Here is a 16,665-nt window from a genome sequence, read left to right as displayed (position 1 = left end):
AAAACAATGGCATACTGCAAGAACTGGAAAAAATCGTAAACACTTGTCATGACAATGCCATGTACAAGCTCAAGGAAGATTTTCCAACTATGAAAGCTTCCGACACCAGGTTATTATGCTATATTTTTGTAGGATTTTCACCGCAAGTAATTAGCTTATTCATGAAGGATACGGTGGCTAATGTATACGCTCGCAAGTCACGGCTCAAATCACGTATTAAATCTACGGAAACAGCTAATAAAGAATTATTCTTAAGCCTTCTGGGATAGGTATTTCAACTTTATACTAGGTTCCAATGACTAATGCATCATCCGGTAATTAAATCTAGAATATGTTCAGATTGTTTTTGCCATAATACCGGAATGATGTAATTGTAGAATGGTTTTGTCATGGAGGTAAGCCATAACAGGTTTAATTCTCCTGGGAGGTATGTCCGGAAAGTATGAAGATGCTTTCATTATAATATCTGTTACTATTCCAGTCAATTGTCAGAAACTTATTGATTGCCCAATATTTTTTAAGGTTGTAAATCATCTGTTAGCGTCGTGTTAGAAAAATAAGAAGAACGAAGTCTTTATGTTTCTGTATTATAATGTTTTATGCAATGCGGACGTTAGATTTGTGGTTTCATTTTGTAACTCGTGATTTATGTGTTATTACTTTTGCAACCAGGAAAAACAAAACAGATGTGATAATATAAAACTGTTTCTTGTTCATTAAAATACTTCATTTTTACAGGTTGCACGTAGAATAAGAACAGTCTTATTATGATGACACAGCTTTTCATCCGTTTACTTTGGGTGCATGTTTTGTTTATCCACTTAAAGTTTGAGTTATCCTAGTTTGAATTATGAATTTGAATAGAAAAAAGTACTTTTTATGTTTTGCCTGTGTCTTGGCCTGCCTTGTGTATTCAGACAAGGTTTCCGCGCAGTTTTATTCTGTCAGAACCAATCTGGTGGGTTTAGGTACGGGGAATCTGAATGTGGAGGGTTCCATGGCTTTTTCCACGCATTGGTCCGCCCATCTTCCCGTACAGTACAATCCTTTCCGTCTTTGGGATGACGGCAAGCTTAAAAACTTCACAGTCCAGCCTGGTGTGCGTTATTGGATGCGCGAAACTTACGGAAGGGGTTGTTTTATCGGGCTCCACGGTGTGTTCTCCATATATAATGCGGGTGGTCTGTTCGGACATCGCTACCGTTACGAAGGCACAGCTTTCGGCGGCGGGCTTTCTGCGGGGCTGGTGCGCCCCCTTTCGCGTCGCTGGAATCTGGAGTTCGAACTGGGTCTCGGTGTTGTCTGGGCCGACTGGGAACGTTACCGTTGCGTGAACTGCGGTAAGCGTACCGGCAAGGGCTCCGGTGTCTATGTGACACCCACACGTACCGCCGTTAATCTGGTTTATCTTTTCTGAAACCATCTTATCTGTTGAAACAAGATATAAAAAGTTGAATGATGAATAAGTATCTCAAATCCCACATAACGGCCGCCGCTTTCTGCGCGGGAGTGTTACTGGCCGTGTCCTGTTCCACTTCCCGCGAACCGCGGACTATGCGGCTGTTTATGCAGTCCGGCCGTCCTAATATTTTTCTTCCCCACGAGGAGAGCGCACCTTCCGGAGTGCTTGCCGAACAGGTGGGGTTCACCACTTCTTCGGACACTCTTCCCGGTGAGTTCGAAGAGGTCTCCGACAGTACGGATGACGTATGGAAAACCATACACCTGGGCGGTGTTGACATCGTCGCTGCACGCACGGTCGTCAAGCAGGTCACCATGCGGGAAGGTTCCGTGCGTTTGGAATTCAATATCCATGTCCCTTCCCTCCTGATTGACAGTTGCTGGCGTGTCACACTCACCCCGATGCTCTGCACCTCTGACAGTTCAGGCTTCCCGCTACCACCTGTTGTGCTTTCCGGTTCTTCCTTTACCCGCATGCAGGAAGCGGACTATAAGGCGTACAGGCTGTTTCTTAATGGAATTGTCGATCCTTCGGCTTATGATAGTGTGTATCTTGACCGTAAAGGCATCAATAAGGATATCGCCCGCCGGCAGAGGTTCTTCTATGAACTTTACGGCAAGGAGCGCGACCGTCAGCTTGCCTACGAGAAGTGGAAACGCCTTGCCCTTGAACGCCAGAATTTCTGGAACACGCGTACGCAGGCCAACCGTGCGACACTCCGTCACCGCCTGGAACGCAAGCGGATCGAAGAAAGCGTACGGCGCTATGTGGCTGGTCGTGACACGCTCGGGTTGTGGGCCTCCTATGACCGTAAATATCATCGTACGGCCTCCTTTTGGCCGATGTACCGGCTGGAACGCGAGCTTACCGCCGATCGTGTACCTTCGAAATTCCGTGACCTTTATAACGGGGGGGCGCAGCCTGTCCGACATACACAACTATGTCCTCACCGCCACCGATTCGATGGACATCTCCCGCCACCGTTATTTCTACGACCGGATTGCCGAAAATGAGATGAATGACCGTAACCGTGATGAAATCCGCCGGCGTATGATTCCCTTCCCCTATATCGACTCCGTGATGGTCCGCCAGAATTCGGATTCAGTTTCCGGACATGATTATATCTACAACTATGTATATTCTCTGCCCGTCACCGATGGAATGAAAAAGCTCCGTGTGCGGCTAGAGTCTATCGTGGAAGCCACCGACCGCAGCACATGGCGGCCTGCCGCCTCGGACACGCTGCTCTTCATTGTGGCCTCGCTTAGCGACCTGGTTGACCGTTCCGCTCTGGACCAATATGTCATAGCTTCTGCGGAGACAGACTCTCTTGCGGCAAGCGGTCCCGTATATACTCCGCAGGGAGAAGAGTATGCCGAAGCCTTGCGGCTCCTTTCAGAGCGACAATACCGGCAAGCCTTGCCGATATTGGAAAAACGGCCTGACTATAACACCGCCCTTTGCCTGACACAGCTCGGTTATCATAAAGAGGCTTCCGCTCTTTTAGACCAGTTACCCGTAGATTCCCGCAAGGAATACCTGCATGCTGTGGTAAGCGCCCGGCAGGGCGATGATTACTTAGCAGTGGAACATATGCTTGCGGCCTGCCGCATGAATCCCAATCTTGTCCTGCGTATTCCCCTGGATCCGGAACTGTCGGACCTCATTCCCAAGTTCTTCGGGCTCCGTATGGAACTGGACAGGATAGCGGAAGGGAAATAGTAAAAAGTAGAAAGAACAAAACAGGAAAAAAAGTATAAGTACGAATTAAATATTAACAAGTGTTTTATTAGTGTTTATTTTTTTATTAACAATTTAATTACAATGATTATGAAAAAAAGTTTGTTAAGCGTGTTTACAATGGTTGCTATGGCTGCAGCATTCACCGCGTGCAGTAACGATGACATCGAAGTGCCTGACGTAAAGAACGGGGAAGCGAGAAGCGTATTCATGAAGCTGGAGTTGCCGACGCTGACGAGATCGACCGAGCCTCCTGTAGCCTCGGGAACGGTTGCTACGGTAAGTAATCTGCATGTATACTTCCATGACGGGACCAGCATTCTGAAATATGTGAACGCGACTACAACCACTCCCATCACGATTGCGAATCTGACTACCGGTACCCAAATAACGGATGTACCCGCGGCGGCTACCACTGTAACGGTATGTGGTAATATTCCTGCCGGAACTTCATTGCCTACAGGTGGAACCGTAGCTGCATTGAAAGCTGTACAACTGGAAATCACAAGCCAGTCTGCAGTTGCGGATGTGGTGTTGAGCGGCGATGACAAACCCCTGCAGACATGGACTACCGGTAGTCCGGCCCTGCCTTATGCCCCTGGAATAACGGACGGTGACAAGTATGCCGAAGTGGAAATCGGTCCTGCCGTGGCACGTGTCGAAATCGAAGGTCTGGCGACTACGGCCTCCAGTGCGGTGGATGGTTTTACGCTGGAAGGAATCTATGTGAATAACTTCTTTGAAAAGTTCAACCTGGCCGGTACCGTTGTGGGAACGAAAGTACAATATGGTGCTACTCCTGCTGCCTATGCTCAAGGACAGGGGCTTTACACCCCTGCTAACGCTGGAAAACTCTTTGACCAGTCTGCCGTCGCTGCTACAGGTATCCCAAAGGAAGTCATTCCGCCAACTGCAGGGCAACGTTGGGCATATCAGGTTGTTCCTAACGGTAACAGTACTGACGCGAACGAGCAACTCCAGCTCGTATTTAAGTTGAGTAATTTGGCTGCTAAGGCCGGCAGCAGCGTGAATTTCGGCACAGGTGACCAGTTTATCACCGTGAGAGGATTCAAAGATGGCAGTGGCAATATTGTAGAACTGGAAAAAGGAAAGATTTATACTATCTCGAAAGCCGACTTTACATTTGACGAGAGCAACCTTTCCACAATACCTAATACCAGTGCTGTCAGCGTTTGGTTGAAGGTGACGGTAAAAGCCTGGACGGTCGTTCCTGTCAAGCCTAATCTCTAACTGTCATACCATCAAGGTATATTGTATTTGTTTGTTTCTTTTACAAGTCCGTTTGCGTAGAGGAGATTTTTAGCTCATTTTACTAGTTCACCAGTTCCTCTCGCACGGCGGAATGTAAGCAGGTCGTGGGTGTCTTTTGCCCTGACCTCACGACCTGTATTTCTATAACCTGTTAAATCATAACACGTATATTCATATAAAGTCATAACCACAGTTATTCACCTAAAAGATACTACGCATGAAATTGTATAAAGCTATACGCTTCCTGATGTTTTCCGGTATTTTAACCTTAGTCTTGTCGGGGTGCATCAGGGAGTCCCTGGAGGGCTGCCCTCTGGATACCCTGTTACGATTTACCTACAAGCCTCGCGGCTCTGCCGCTGACCTTTTCGGAGAGCGTGTTCAGAGGGTGAGGCTGTGTGTGTACCGTCCCGATGGCAGTATTGAGCATATGCAGACGCTGGAGAAGAGTGAACTTGACCGTTTGCAGGGTGTTGAGATGTATCTGCCGCAGGGAAACTACACTGTCGTGCTCTGGGCGAATGCTTCGGATGCACAGACCAAGCTCGGCGGCTTTTCCGAAGGAGAAACCATAAGGAACCTTTCCGCCTCACACCCGCATGCGGAGACTTCCGCTTCCATCCCCACGCTTGATCGGCTTCTTTTCGCTGTCACGCCACTTACGGTCAGTGAGCACGAGACTGGAGACCATACTGTCAATTTCAGCCCCGGCACTATCCGTGTAAGTCTTCACCTTGATGGTGTGAGCGTGCAGCCTGTGGTACACATCACGGGCATGGAGTCAGCCTTGCGACCGGTGTTCGACGAAACCTCGGGCACATGGCGTCTCCAGTCCGTAAGCCGGAACAAGACATTCCAGCCTGCCGTAGCATATGATGTCACCAACCGCCATGCTAATGCCACGACTGACATCCCCCGTTTCAAGGCCGATACCCCCGGCATGGTGGAAATTATCGATCCCACCACGGGAAACCATATCGTGCCCCCGATTTCGTTGGCAGGGCTTATTGCCCGCTACCACATACCGATGGAGGAAGATATTGAAGTAACCATTCCTATCGAGATTACCTTTACAAACGGTCATGCGAAAATAACGATCAGGAATTGGGAAAATCAGAATGTAAAACCCGGAGGAGTGTAAAAAACGCACCGGTCAATCATGAAATGCAAATCATAAAACAATATATTATGCCAAGTAGTTCAATCATCATACCGTTCCGCAACCTGCTGTCGGTCCTGTTATTACTGCCGCTCGTACTTTCGTGCCGGCAAGACGAACTCATTCTTCCTGTTCCGCCCGTGTCCGGCAAAGGTGAGACGGCCGAAGTGACACTTTCTGTCAGGATTCCCGATTTCCGGGCGGCGAATACTCGTGGTGTAGACGAGAAAGGGATAACAGAGATTACCGTACTGATGTTTGCCGATGAAGGCGGTACGGAGAAAGTCAAGGTGAAATATGATATTCCGGGCAGCTCGTTGCATACACTTTCAGGCTCTTCGGATACGAAATACTTCTCTGTGCCCGTTATTGCGGGCAGATACAAACGTATAGCTCTCATAGCTAATGCCCAAACAGAACTGGCAAATATAACAGCCGGTTCCACCTATGACGCTCTTAAGCAAGTGGAAGTCGTGGGTAGGTTCGGACAAGAAGGTACGGGCACATACATACCCATGTACGGCGAGCATGCCCCGGCGGGAGGCTTTGAACTGAAAGCCGGTGTGTCGCAAACCATTGCGCAGGAAATACCGCTTATCCGCATGCTGGCGAAGGTGGATATCATCAATCCTACAACTTCGGGAGCCACGACAGCTGCGGGAAAGGTTTACTTCGTCAATTCCGTAGGCAACGGACGCGTTTGGGTAGATCTTGCTACATACAATACCACCGCTTCACAATCGGGATACATGACTCCCACACTGCCTGCCACATCGCAGCCAGCAGTCAGTGGCGGGCACCCGCTTGAGGGAACTGCAAACACCGCATCTCCGAATGTCATCACTTATTATTTGAATGAACAGTCGGCTATCTCCGGCGGCAGCCGTCCTTGTATAGTTATAAATCTTGCCTATCAAGGAAGAGAATACTACTACTGAATGGATTATACATGGGACGGTATCAAGGGCGGTGGCACGAGTCCTTACGAAAAGGGTAAATACATGCCCATTCTGCGCAACCACCGCTATATTTTCACCATCAAGGAAGTGAAAGGGCCGGGGTTTGCCACTTTGAACGAGGCTGTAACCAGCCCGGACAACTTTACCAACCATAACATCGTAGTAGTGCCCATCGTGATAGACGCATTCACAGATATAACGTTCAATGAATCGGGGCATTTCTTGGCAGTGACCCGAACGGCGATGACACTTCAAGGCAAGCACGATGCCACAAGCACACAGAACAAATTTTCTGTGCGCACCAATTACCCCAGTGGGTGGAAGGTCGGTGCCTATAATGCCGACGGAACAACAATTTCAGTTTCTAATTCATGGCTGAAACCCAGTCAAAACAGTGGGGCGGCTGGCGCCACTCTCACCAATCCGGTTACGGAGGAATTGCAGGCCATCACGAATGGCAAGGGATTCAAGGATGGTTATCTGGAGATACGGGCTGGACGACTTTATACTAAAATCAATATTAAGCAGATCGGTACGCCTTTGGATTATGTTGCCGAATATAACCTCGCCGGTGGCTCTATCTATAATTCTCCTTTCATTTCTTCCGTTCCTCCGGGTATTTCTCCCACTGCAGCCCAGACTGACCCTAATCTTCATTGGGCTTCGAGCCATAGCAATGACCAATCCGGTTATTATAATTGGTACGTGCTCACAGGAGAGAATAATGATACTTACAATCCAAATGCCAAGAAGCTCTTTGATGATGTCTTTTTTAAACTGGGGCATCCCGGTTATGGTTACCACCTGCCTTCCCGCTGGGAGTTGACGGGCGTTTTCTCCTACAGCGGTAATACCCAATATGATTCCCCTACTAATACTTCTAATGTCAACGAGGCTATTGAGTTCGGTGGCATCAAAAAAACTTTCGCCAACGATTATTTCTCTTCGGGTAACGGTGTTTGTTACGCTCTGCGTTTCAAACAAGGTACCGGTAATCCTATCGATGATTCTTCCCTATCCGATTTCCCTCTTGCTACTGATAATAATATGGTTTGTGCTTACCGTTACACCCGCGTGGGTTCGTTTGCCAACCATGACTTTACTTCCCTATTGAAAGTGGATTGTGTTTACTTGGGCAGCGCATTTACAGGAAACATTAGCACTATCAATAATGATTCTTGGTGGGATAGCCATACTTCCGAGGCTGTCGTTCGTATTTTTCCGGCTGCCGGTTATATCTCCTTCCCAACGTTCATTTCGAGTGGTTTGCTCGAAGCCCGAGGCGAATATGGTCGGTATTGGTCGAGCACGGAGTTTCCCAGCCTCCTCGGCAATGCTTGGAACGTGTCTTTCTACTCGTACTCTGCGTTCGCGAACTACAGAGACGTTAAACACCACGGGTTTTCCGTTCGTCTGTTCGCCGATAAATAAGTAAGACGGTATATGACCGATGCAATTTAGTTTGTAAGAAAGTTGATATAAAAAATAGATATATTACTAAAAAAAGAAGAAAAATGAATATAGGATTTCAGACTTCCGGTTTATCCGGTTTCACCCGTGTGGCATATCTGTGGAGGCGACATGCCTCAGCTGTGCTGTGGATTGCAATGGCGGCGCTCCTTCCGACCGCTTGCAGTGATGATGCGGAGCAGTCGGTGCCGCAAGCGAACGGACATACAGCCGTTATTTACCTGAACTTTAAAACCGGTGCTTCAAAACAGGCTGCTGAAATGAACACCTCGCAAAGTTCCGAAACGCGTGCGCCGCTGACACGTGCTATAGATGAAAATGGAATCAATACTGTAGATGTACTTTCATTCAAGGTTGATCCTGCAGATCCTACGAATATAAAGAAAGGTACATTCTTCTACCGTGCACAGGGTACATACGATATCGGCACACAAACCGTACGTGTACAGCTGATGGGAGCTCCCGAACATCAGACACTCGTGGTGCTTGCCAATGTCCGTGAGCAGGTGAATACCCTTGCTGCTGCATTCGGAGAACAGAAAGAGGGGGTAATGAACCGCCTGGCATTCGATGTCGGAACGGATGCCGCACCCGACTTTACGAATGGCATACCCATGTGGGGCGAGCTTCCCAACCAAGCGGTGGGCGAAGGTTTCTCTCCCTCTGGCGCTCCCCAAGAGGTGACGATGATACGTGCGGTAGCTAAGTTCACGCTTATCAATCCTCTTGAATCCGACCTAAAAGGCTTTTTCTATTATTACAACGATCTGCGGCTGTACAATTACCGGGCAAAAGGACGCATTGCACCGGACAACTATAATGTGACGGGCAAGCAAGTGAATACTCCCACCGTACCCGTCGGGGCACGGCAGACACGGGGTACATTCACCTCATTGAACAGCGATGTGTCACCCGGGAATATCGGTATTTTCAACGGCTCACAAAAGACGTTCTACCTGTGCGAGGTGGACAACAAGAACCGCCCCTCGGGCGGGAATGCGCTGGACGACCTTTGTCTGGTTATGCACGTGAAGCCGTATCTCACCGGCTCTAAGCCGTCGGTAGACGGTTACTACCGCCTCGACTTCAAGGACTACGGTTCGGGAGTGCCGATGGATATTCTGCGTAATCATGAATATAAAGTACAAGTGGAAAGTGTGGACGGGTTGCCGGCCCAAACTCCCGAGGAAGCTTTCAAAGGAAACCATACCCTTAAATGCCGTATCGTGCCGTGGAACGAGGTACAAGAAGAAGTAATAGTACGAGGGAACAAACGGCTGACGGTGGACAAACGGGTGTTCGCTTTTGACGGTGATATCCAAATAGGTGTCGCTTCATTACCCGTAAATATAACTACAGAGAATACCAATTGGCAAATAACCGGAAAACCTTCATGGATTTCACTCAGCCAAACCTCGGGTACAGCGGGAGTACCAGCCACGGTTACTATTTCGGCAAACAGTAAGAACTTTACCCAGAATATGCGTAGTGCTGTCCTTTCCATACGAACAGGAAATTCTGCTAACGAATTGGAATATCGTTTGCATGTAAGCCAGCAACCGGCTTGTGGTTTCGGAAATTCCATGAAACTTATGCGTATCGGTGGCAGTAACTATCAGACTACCCGTATGGGTAATGGTGGTGTTTGTTGGATGATAGACGCCAGTAGGGAAGGAGGTCCTAATATGGCTGCTCGTCCTCGTTCATATTCTTTGGCACCAGCTATGGTCGGACCCATTTATTATGGCAGTATTCCCCAACGTGCCTGCCCCGATGGCTGGCGACTCCCTACGGCTTGGGAGGTTATTAATCTGATACAGTCTATAACAGGCTCTTATCCTGTTGTATTTACTCGATTGATAGAAAGCGGTGCGGGAATAGCTAAGTCTTTTCCAGCCATATCTGCCCCCGATGGTGGATATGAAGAAGGCGTTTTAGCTATCTGGACACAAACTCCAATGATATATTCATCACCTCAACGACATTCTCCTGCCTCTGTATTACATACAGGAATATATTGGAATCCTGATATCGGAGCTGGAAAAACAGCGCCCACATATAGGGTTAATCGTAATAGATGGGCCTTAATGCATGGTGCCGGTAATGACATTCATAGTCCGGCCGGGTTACCTGCAGGGTTTAATGAATATTATGGTTATCATTATCTGCTGGGCGGTAGTGTCCGTTGTGTGCATGACCAGTAATTTAACCATTAAACAAACAGCACCATGAAACGATCAACTGTTTTAGTCTTTTTGTTTGGACTGTTTTTGGGGGGCTGTGGCAGTTCCCGTCAGGGCGGTGAAGAGGCGGAAGTTGTGCGACATTACGAATGTCTGCTGCGCGCCCTTGCAACAGATGATTCCTTAACTCTTCGCCGTGAACAGCATTACGTAACGGATACGCTTTCGTCTGATGTGTCTTTTGCTTTTTCGCACAGGCACAAATATTTGTATTCGTGGACTGATTCTTATATTTTTTACAATATGATGATGAAAGCTGGGAAAGCTGAAGTTACGACTAAGCTGGCTACCTATCGCTTTTGCAGAGATGTCAAGCGTCTTGCAGCTCGTATGCTTGATGCAGGCAAGGAAAAACAACTGGAAGAAATGTTACGTATCGTGGCTACCCGACTACAGGAGCATGGTATGAATGATGCAGCGGCTGTCACTGCGGCAGCCGTTATGGGCATCGATGTTGATCCCGCCTGTCCGGGAGACATTGCTCGCCGCCTGCTTACCCGCCTGCTGCTTGCAGGAAAAAAAGCCCCGCGTCTCTCCCATACAGTACCGTTGGTGGCAAGCGGTCCTACATTACTATTGTTCTATGAAACGGATTGCCCTAACTGTGAAGCTGTCCTACGTGACCTCTGCGGATTTTACACTACCTTGAAGGACAGGGGAGTGCGAGTGCTGTCTATTGCTTCCGACGAAGACGAGCATATCTTTTCTTCCCGCGCCGCTTCCTTGCCATGGACAGAGAAATGGTACGATTCTCGTGGTTTTTATAGTCCTGATTTCGAAAATTACGGTGTGGCATCTACGCCTACTCTGGTCGTGGTAAACCCTGATGGCCGGATTGCCGGTTCCTATCACACACTGGAGGAAACAGGGCTGATAAGCATACCTTAACCTGTTAACCTACGAAAGCATGACACATATGACAGACACTTTTTGTTTTCTGACACGAATTCCCAAGCTGTATAACCGTGTCCCCGGAAAAGCCTGGAATGCTTCCCGCCAGAGTTATGAAAGTCATAGACCGTATCGCAAGCGCAGGCGTAAATATACCCTAGGATTTCTTATACTCCTTATGTCAATCCTTCTTACCCTGATGCTACTCTTATCCAACAGTTAGTCTATTTCGTAAGGAAATTGTATAACTGTCGGGCTGCGAAAACTGGCCGACACTTCAATATGAACATTTAATGCATACATCTATGAATGATTTTTTAAGTAAAAATGACAGGGCTATCCTTGAGACTGAACTAGCCCTGCTTTGTTCACGGATTCAGCTCTATTATTTGATCCGGTGGCGTGTCTGGCGTAACCGGGACATCTGCAAAATGGATGAAGCCAGAAGAAGGCTTATGTTATTCTCTGACATGCGAAGCGAGTTCATTGCACGACTGGTCGGTTCCCGACCATATGAACCATATGTTCTTCTCAGTATGCTTTACAGGCAGGAACTGGCATTGGTGGAATATATTCTGGACAAATATCCTGACCTGATGCTCATGCCCGAACAGGAAATGATAAGGGTTATGGAAGAGGCGGAAAAAGAAATAAAGCCGGAACAAACAGACACAGTGAGTTTATATTAGTGCAGTAACATTAAGCCTTTTCATAAAACAATATTTTTCATTTTATATCATTTTATAAACCATAGACTCCATTGTGGTGTAAATCTTGTAAAAAAGATCAGATAAACAGTAATTTGTATAAGTCTGTTTTGGGGGGTGTTGTCTATTTTTGCAAATAGATAATAAACATGTAAACACATTAAGAATTGAATATATGAATATTATAAATTACGAGATCTTATTATCATTAGCCACATGGTAGCATTCATCGACAAAAGAATCGACTGTTCGATAGTGGCATGGATTAGTGGTGAAGAGTATCACACTACATTGGTGACTTTGGACTATATTTGCTCTGTGGAAGATGGTTTGATTATGATTGCTGTGAAACTGAATAAAAAAATATATTAAAGTCCGTTTTAACTAGTTATGCAATATCTTAAAACATATACTATGAACATAAAAATGCAATGTTACAACCCGCTTGTATGTTCTTGACAAAAAAGCTGGACTTGTTATGGGCTTACGGTCAAGTAAGGGATATTAGATGGAAGTGAACGTCCATTATTTAGAAAACAAATAAAAGAGGTATTTCCTTAATGCTATTTCTATGTAATATTTAAAGCCTGGTATATGTAGTCCGGTTACTGTGTAATTCTTTTACCGTATATGATGAAAGAACGGTTCTAAGGTCATGAAAGTCTGACAACTAAGAATAGATGTCAATGAGCCTTTTATTCATTTGGGATGTTTGAAGGAGACATTCTGAAAAACGATATTCATTTATAAGACTTCTGAAAAAATGGGACTAAGGTTTAAGATTCTTATCGGTTACAGCATACTGATTACCCTGCTCGTCTTTATTGTATATCTATTCCGTCAGGAACAGATAAAACACAATACCCTGCAAAAAGCGGAACAGGAAATGGTTTATACCCACAAGTTAGTGGAAAGGACGTACATGCACCTTTGGGAGCTGACTACACAAGCCGAACTGGTAAGCGTATGGAGAGAGGCTGATCAGGAACGTTACCGTGTGAAAAGAAGGGAAGTCTGCGATACATTACAAGTGTTGAGAGATTATGTGCATGCCCCGGAACAGGAAAGACAAATAGATACCCTCTGTTTGCTGTTGCAAGAAAAAGAATTCCTGCTCTCGGCTGTCATGAATACCTTTCTGCAATTACAGGAGACCGGTAATTTTGTCAGAGAAAAGATACCGGTTATTGTTTCCCGGATAGAGCGTATCTCACCTCAAAAACAAACGATGAATGCTATGCAATCTTTCGCCGCCTCCAAAATGAAAAAAGGGTTACGGTCTATCTTCCATAGAAAAGAGTCCAGATCAGCTTATCCGGAACAACGGGAAAAAGTTGCCAGGGAAAAGGAAACGGATACCAATCCAGTCTCTTCTCCCGCAGGACTGCTTTATTCATTGGATAAAGAAGTCATGGAACAACAGCAGGAACAGCAGCAGAGGCTTCTTTTACAGATGGACAGTCTTTATAATAACAATCTTGTATTGAACCGGAAATTAAATAATTTAGTAAAGGATTTCGAAGAGGAAACCAACCGGCGTTTATTCCAAAGATATGGGCAATCCATATCCGGCAGGGAAAGTTCTTTTTTTACTTTTGCAGGTCTTACCTTTTTTGTCTGCATGTTAATTATTGTACTTTATGTCATTATCCATCGGGATGTGAAAAGGCGTTCCCGCTATGAAAAAGAATTGGAAGAATCAGATAAAAAGAACAAAGAATTGCTACAGTCTAAGAAGAACATGATGCTCTCTATCGCCCATGACCTACGTTCCCCATTGGCGATCATCAAGGAAAGTGCAGAGCTGTTGCCCCGATTGGAAGAAAAAGACAAACGCGATGAATTTGCAGCGAACATATGCCACTCTTCCGACTATATGCTCAGTCTGGTAAATACCCTGCTGGAGTTTTATCTGCTGGATACCGGACAAATCCAACTGAATATGATGCCCTTTTCATTATCAGTATTCTTCAGAGAAACGGCAAAGAACTACACCTTGCTGTCAAAAAAGAAACGCCTCAGGTTTACTACCCGTTTTGAGAATCTAAATGTCATCGTAAACGGTGACCGGGCACAACTGCAACAGATCATTAATAATTTGCTGTCTAATGCTTTGAAATTTACAGAAAAAGGGACAGTCACTTTGACTGCGGAATATAGCAATGAAAAATTACGTATTTCAGTGCAAGATAGCGGTCCGGGCATGACAAAGGAAGAGTTAAAACGAATATTTAATGCCTTTGAAAGACTGGATAATGCAAAGCATACACCCGGCTTCGGATTGGGGTTGGCGATCACCTCCAAACTCATACAATGGATGAGTGGTGAGATCTCGGTGGAGAGCCGTATCGGAAAAGGAAGCACTTTCTCCGTATTCCTTCCCTTTCCGGTTGCCGACAATAATTCCGTTCAGGAAGAAACTAGGCCGTTTGTCGGTGTCCATTTAGAAAATATCCGCGTGCTGGTCATTGACGATGACCTTATCCAACAGAGGATAACTCGTGAAATGTTCTCTCAGAACCGGGTGGCATGTGATTGCTGTACCAACTGTTGGGAGCTGACAAATTTGTTAAAGAAAAATAATTATGACTTGCTACTGACAGATATCCAGATGCCGGAAATGGATGGTTTCGGTGTTTTGGAAATACTCCGTTCTTCTAACATAGAAAAAAACAAAAACATACCGGTCATCGCAGTGACTGCCCGCTCCGATGATGATAACGAATATCTATCCGAAGGTTTTGCAGGAAGCATACACAAGCCTTTTACAATGAAGCAACTGATGGATGTCACCAGGAAGATAGTCGGTCAAAAGGAAGCAACAGATCAGAGCCCTGACTTTTCAGTCATTCTCTCCGGGGAGGACAACCGGCAGGAGATGTTGCGCTTATTCATAGCGGAAGCACGGAAGGACGTGGATTCGATAGTTACAGCCATAAGCCAAAATGATTTGAAAACCGTCCAATCCATCCTGCATAAAAATCTGCCTCTCTGGGAAACCGTTCATATAAACTATCCGTTAATGCAATTGAGGAAATTGGTAACTACAGCTACAGGTTCATGGACAAAAAGACAAATAACAGATATACAGGAGATCATCCGTTCTATGAAAGAAATTATTGATTTTGCAGAACATAAATTACAGGAGGAAAAACAATGAAAAGTATTCTGATTATAGAAGACGATATTATTTTCAGCCGTACCATCGGTAACTGGCTGGTAAAACAAGGCATGAGGGTGGAAAGCGTAACGAAACTTTCCGATGCGAAGAAATCCGTTAGGGAAAAGGAATACGATCTGATACTGGCAGACCTGCGTCTGCCGGATGGAAACAGTACCCTCTTTCTGGAATGGCTGAATGATGAAAATTATACGATCCCTTTCCTTATCATGACTAACTACGGACAGGTGGAAAATGCGGTGCAAGCCATGCAACTCGGCGCCGTCAATTATCTGTGCAAGCCTATTCGGCCGGATAAGCTTTCGGAGGCTATCTTTAATGTGCTCAGCAAGTCTCATGAAGAGAATGAATTTTACCGTGGTGAAAGTCCGCAAGCCTTAGAACTCTATAAAAAGTTGAAACTGGTTGCCCTTTCAGACTATTCTATTTTGATCCGTGGAGCATCCGGTGTGGGTAAAGAACATGTGGCAAGAGAAATTCATGACCAGAGCCACCGCCATAGTAAGCCGTACATTACTGTTGATTGCGGGGCAATCCCCGAAGAGCTTGCCGCTTCCGAATTCTTCGGTCATCGTAAGGGAGCCTATACCGGAGCAGAAAGCGATACACCAGGTTTGTTTCGTGCTGCCGATGGCGGCACCTTGTTTCTTGATGAAATCGGTAATTTGTCTTATAAGACACAAACTCTTCTTTTGAGAGCTTTGCAGGAAAAAACATACAAGCCATTGGGCTCTACCCATGAATATGCCTTTAATATACGGCTTATCGCAGCTACCAATGAAAATCTGGAGAAGGCCATCAAGGAAGGACGGTTCCGGGAAGACTTGTTCTATCGCCTAAATGAGTTTACCCTTACCCTTCCCCGACTGTCGGAATGCAAGGAAGATATTCTGCCGATGGCAAACTTTTTTCTGAGACGTGCCTCAGAAAAACTGAAACGTCATTTCCAAGGTTTCGACCGTCTCGCAGAAACGGCTCTTGAACAATATCCTTGGTTCGGAAATATCCGTGAGCTGAAAAACACGATAAACTGTGCTGCATTGATAGCCGAAAGTCAATGGATTACGGTAAAAGACCTGAGTTTGGATCTTTCGATAGAGACGGAAGAAGAACCGGAAGATGCAACGGAACAGGAAAAGGAGAAAGTTATACTTCTTCAGACACTGGAACGAACTGGTAATAACCGTTCAAAGGCAGCCAAGATGCTAAAATTAAGCCGTACTACGTTTTATGAGAAATTAAGGAAATATCATATTATCTGATGGCGTACAAAAATCTGTGTACTCCCCGTACAAAGTGTAAGGCTAGATGAACAACTGATGCTTACAGTTGAAATCCCGTTTTGTATTCTATGTTGTTGATTTACAGGAAAATTATTAATTTTCGAGAAAAATATCCGGTAAGGTATGAATCTTGGTCTTAATCTTAGATTCGGACATGAAATTAAAGTGTGTATGATGTCGCACGAAACATATATATCATTAACGTGGAATTTTTCGGTCTCGAGGAATGTATTTTCAATTATAAGTTATGTTATATGTGTTGTTCTTCAAATAGTTTTTATGTTTGTTACTTTTAAGT

General features: G+C 45.7%; 14 protein-coding genes and 1 pseudogene. 14 read left to right on the top strand and 1 reads right to left on the bottom strand.

The features are described from left to right. A pseudogene (locus BSCG_RS30270) lies at nt 1-269 on the top strand (hypothetical protein); the annotation flags it as partial. A 581-nt stretch (nt 270-850) separates the two neighbouring features. Next, nucleotides 851-1,417 (top strand): DUF3575 domain-containing protein, encoded by a 567-nt coding sequence (locus tag BSCG_RS06975; protein WP_004318675.1) that lies wholly within the window; start codon nt 851-853, stop codon nt 1,415-1,417. A gap of 7 nt (nt 1,418-1,424) precedes the next feature. Here the strand turns inward: BSCG_RS06975 and BSCG_RS30565 are convergent, their stop codons facing one another. Beyond that, the gene (locus BSCG_RS30565; RefSeq protein WP_225680069.1) at nt 1,425-1,721 is read right to left on the bottom strand and encodes a hypothetical protein; all 297 of its coding nucleotides are present in this window, start codon (nt 1,719-1,721) and stop codon (nt 1,425-1,427) included. Between the two features lie 55 nt (nt 1,722-1,776). Here BSCG_RS30565 and BSCG_RS0127745 point away from each other — a divergent pair, with 55 nt between their 5' ends. The 12 genes from BSCG_RS0127745 (at nt 1,777) to BSCG_RS07015 (ending at nt 16,346) form a co-directional block, all read left to right on the top strand. After that, on the top strand, nt 1,777-2,475 hold the full coding sequence (locus BSCG_RS0127745; RefSeq protein ID WP_241762158.1) for a hypothetical protein: 699 nt from the start codon (nt 1,777-1,779) through the stop codon (nt 2,473-2,475). Further along, a complete protein-coding gene (locus BSCG_RS0127740; RefSeq protein WP_004308152.1) occupies nt 2,426-3,184 on the top strand; it encodes a hypothetical protein in 759 nt (252 codons plus the stop codon). The genes BSCG_RS0127745 and BSCG_RS0127740 overlap by 50 nt, the downstream gene beginning before the upstream one ends. 108 nt (nt 3,185-3,292) lie before the next feature. Further along, nucleotides 3,293-4,453 carry a hypothetical protein gene (locus BSCG_RS06980; protein ID WP_004318672.1) on the top strand — a complete coding sequence of 387 codons (1,161 nt, stop codon included), beginning with the start codon at nt 3,293-3,295 and terminating at the stop codon, nt 4,451-4,453. Nucleotides 4,454-4,691: 238 nt separating this feature from the next. After that, the gene (locus tag BSCG_RS06985) at nt 4,692-5,615 is read left to right on the top strand and encodes a FimB/Mfa2 family fimbrial subunit (protein WP_008776830.1); all 924 of its coding nucleotides are present in this window, start codon (nt 4,692-4,694) and stop codon (nt 5,613-5,615) included. A gap of 47 nt (nt 5,616-5,662) precedes the next feature. Beyond that, the gene (locus BSCG_RS06990; protein WP_032849690.1) at nt 5,663-6,571 is read left to right on the top strand and encodes a fimbrial protein; all 909 of its coding nucleotides are present in this window, start codon (nt 5,663-5,665) and stop codon (nt 6,569-6,571) included. Beyond that, nucleotides 6,572-8,023 carry a hypothetical protein gene (locus BSCG_RS30560; RefSeq protein ID WP_008776828.1) on the top strand — a complete coding sequence of 484 codons (1,452 nt, stop codon included), beginning with the start codon at nt 6,572-6,574 and terminating at the stop codon, nt 8,021-8,023. It abuts the gene before it with no gap. An 83-nt stretch (nt 8,024-8,106) separates the two neighbouring features. Beyond that, complete coding sequence (locus BSCG_RS06995) at nt 8,107-10,266, top strand: BACON domain-containing protein (RefSeq protein WP_004308145.1); 2,160 nt, start codon at nt 8,107-8,109, stop codon at nt 10,264-10,266. Between the two features lie 24 nt (nt 10,267-10,290). After that, entirely contained in the window at nt 10,291-11,193 is a 903-nt protein-coding gene (locus BSCG_RS07000) for a peroxiredoxin family protein (protein WP_008776827.1), read from the top strand. A gap of 308 nt (nt 11,194-11,501) precedes the next feature. Beyond that, complete coding sequence (locus BSCG_RS07005; protein WP_008776826.1) at nt 11,502-11,885, top strand: hypothetical protein; 384 nt, start codon at nt 11,502-11,504, stop codon at nt 11,883-11,885. A 234-nt stretch (nt 11,886-12,119) separates the two neighbouring features. Then, nucleotides 12,120-12,275, top strand: a complete 156-nt coding sequence (locus BSCG_RS30060; protein ID WP_008776825.1) for a hypothetical protein — start codon at nt 12,120-12,122, stop codon at nt 12,273-12,275. A 391-nt stretch (nt 12,276-12,666) separates the two neighbouring features. Beyond that, nucleotides 12,667-15,063: a hybrid sensor histidine kinase/response regulator gene (locus BSCG_RS07010; protein WP_008776824.1), complete on the top strand. Its 2,397-nt coding sequence runs from the start codon at nt 12,667-12,669 to the stop codon at nt 15,061-15,063. Beyond that, a complete protein-coding gene (locus tag BSCG_RS07015; protein ID WP_008776823.1) occupies nt 15,060-16,346 on the top strand; it encodes a sigma-54-dependent transcriptional regulator in 1,287 nt (428 codons plus the stop codon). The genes BSCG_RS07010 and BSCG_RS07015 overlap by 4 nt, the downstream gene beginning before the upstream one ends. The last annotated feature ends 319 nt before the right edge of the window (nt 16,347-16,665 follow it).

Origin of the sequence: Bacteroides sp. 2_2_4 (assembly GCF_000157055.1) — a bacterium.
In the GTDB taxonomy this organism is placed as follows: domain Bacteria; phylum Bacteroidota; class Bacteroidia; order Bacteroidales; family Bacteroidaceae; genus Bacteroides; species Bacteroides ovatus.
The sequence above is the reverse complement of the archived record's forward strand: the minus strand, read 5'-3'. Positions and strand labels throughout refer to the sequence as shown.

Excerpts from the sequence above, each read along its gene's own strand:
- BSCG_RS06975 (WP_004318675.1), top strand. The coding sequence starts at position 851 with ATGAATTTGAATAGAAAAAAGTACTTTTTATGTTTTGCCTGTGTCTTG.
- BSCG_RS30565 (WP_225680069.1), bottom strand. The coding sequence starts at position 1,721 with ATGGTTTTCCATACGTCATCCGTACTGTCGGAGACCTCTTCGAACTCA.
- BSCG_RS0127745 (WP_241762158.1), top strand. The coding sequence starts at position 1,777 with ATGCGGGAAGGTTCCGTGCGTTTGGAATTCAATATCCATGTCCCTTCC.
- BSCG_RS0127740 (WP_004308152.1), top strand. The coding sequence starts at position 2,426 with ATGGACATCTCCCGCCACCGTTATTTCTACGACCGGATTGCCGAAAAT.
- BSCG_RS06980 (WP_004318672.1), top strand. The coding sequence starts at position 3,293 with ATGAAAAAAAGTTTGTTAAGCGTGTTTACAATGGTTGCTATGGCTGCA.
- BSCG_RS06985 (WP_008776830.1), top strand. The coding sequence starts at position 4,692 with ATGAAATTGTATAAAGCTATACGCTTCCTGATGTTTTCCGGTATTTTA.
- BSCG_RS06990 (WP_032849690.1), top strand. The coding sequence starts at position 5,663 with ATGCCAAGTAGTTCAATCATCATACCGTTCCGCAACCTGCTGTCGGTC.
- BSCG_RS30560 (WP_008776828.1), top strand. The coding sequence starts at position 6,572 with ATGGATTATACATGGGACGGTATCAAGGGCGGTGGCACGAGTCCTTAC.
- BSCG_RS06995 (WP_004308145.1), top strand. The coding sequence starts at position 8,107 with ATGAATATAGGATTTCAGACTTCCGGTTTATCCGGTTTCACCCGTGTG.
- BSCG_RS07000 (WP_008776827.1), top strand. The coding sequence starts at position 10,291 with ATGAAACGATCAACTGTTTTAGTCTTTTTGTTTGGACTGTTTTTGGGG.
- BSCG_RS07005 (WP_008776826.1), top strand. The coding sequence starts at position 11,502 with ATGAATGATTTTTTAAGTAAAAATGACAGGGCTATCCTTGAGACTGAA.
- BSCG_RS30060 (WP_008776825.1), top strand. The coding sequence starts at position 12,120 with ATGGTAGCATTCATCGACAAAAGAATCGACTGTTCGATAGTGGCATGG.
- BSCG_RS07010 (WP_008776824.1), top strand. The coding sequence starts at position 12,667 with ATGGGACTAAGGTTTAAGATTCTTATCGGTTACAGCATACTGATTACC.
- BSCG_RS07015 (WP_008776823.1), top strand. The coding sequence starts at position 15,060 with ATGAAAAGTATTCTGATTATAGAAGACGATATTATTTTCAGCCGTACC.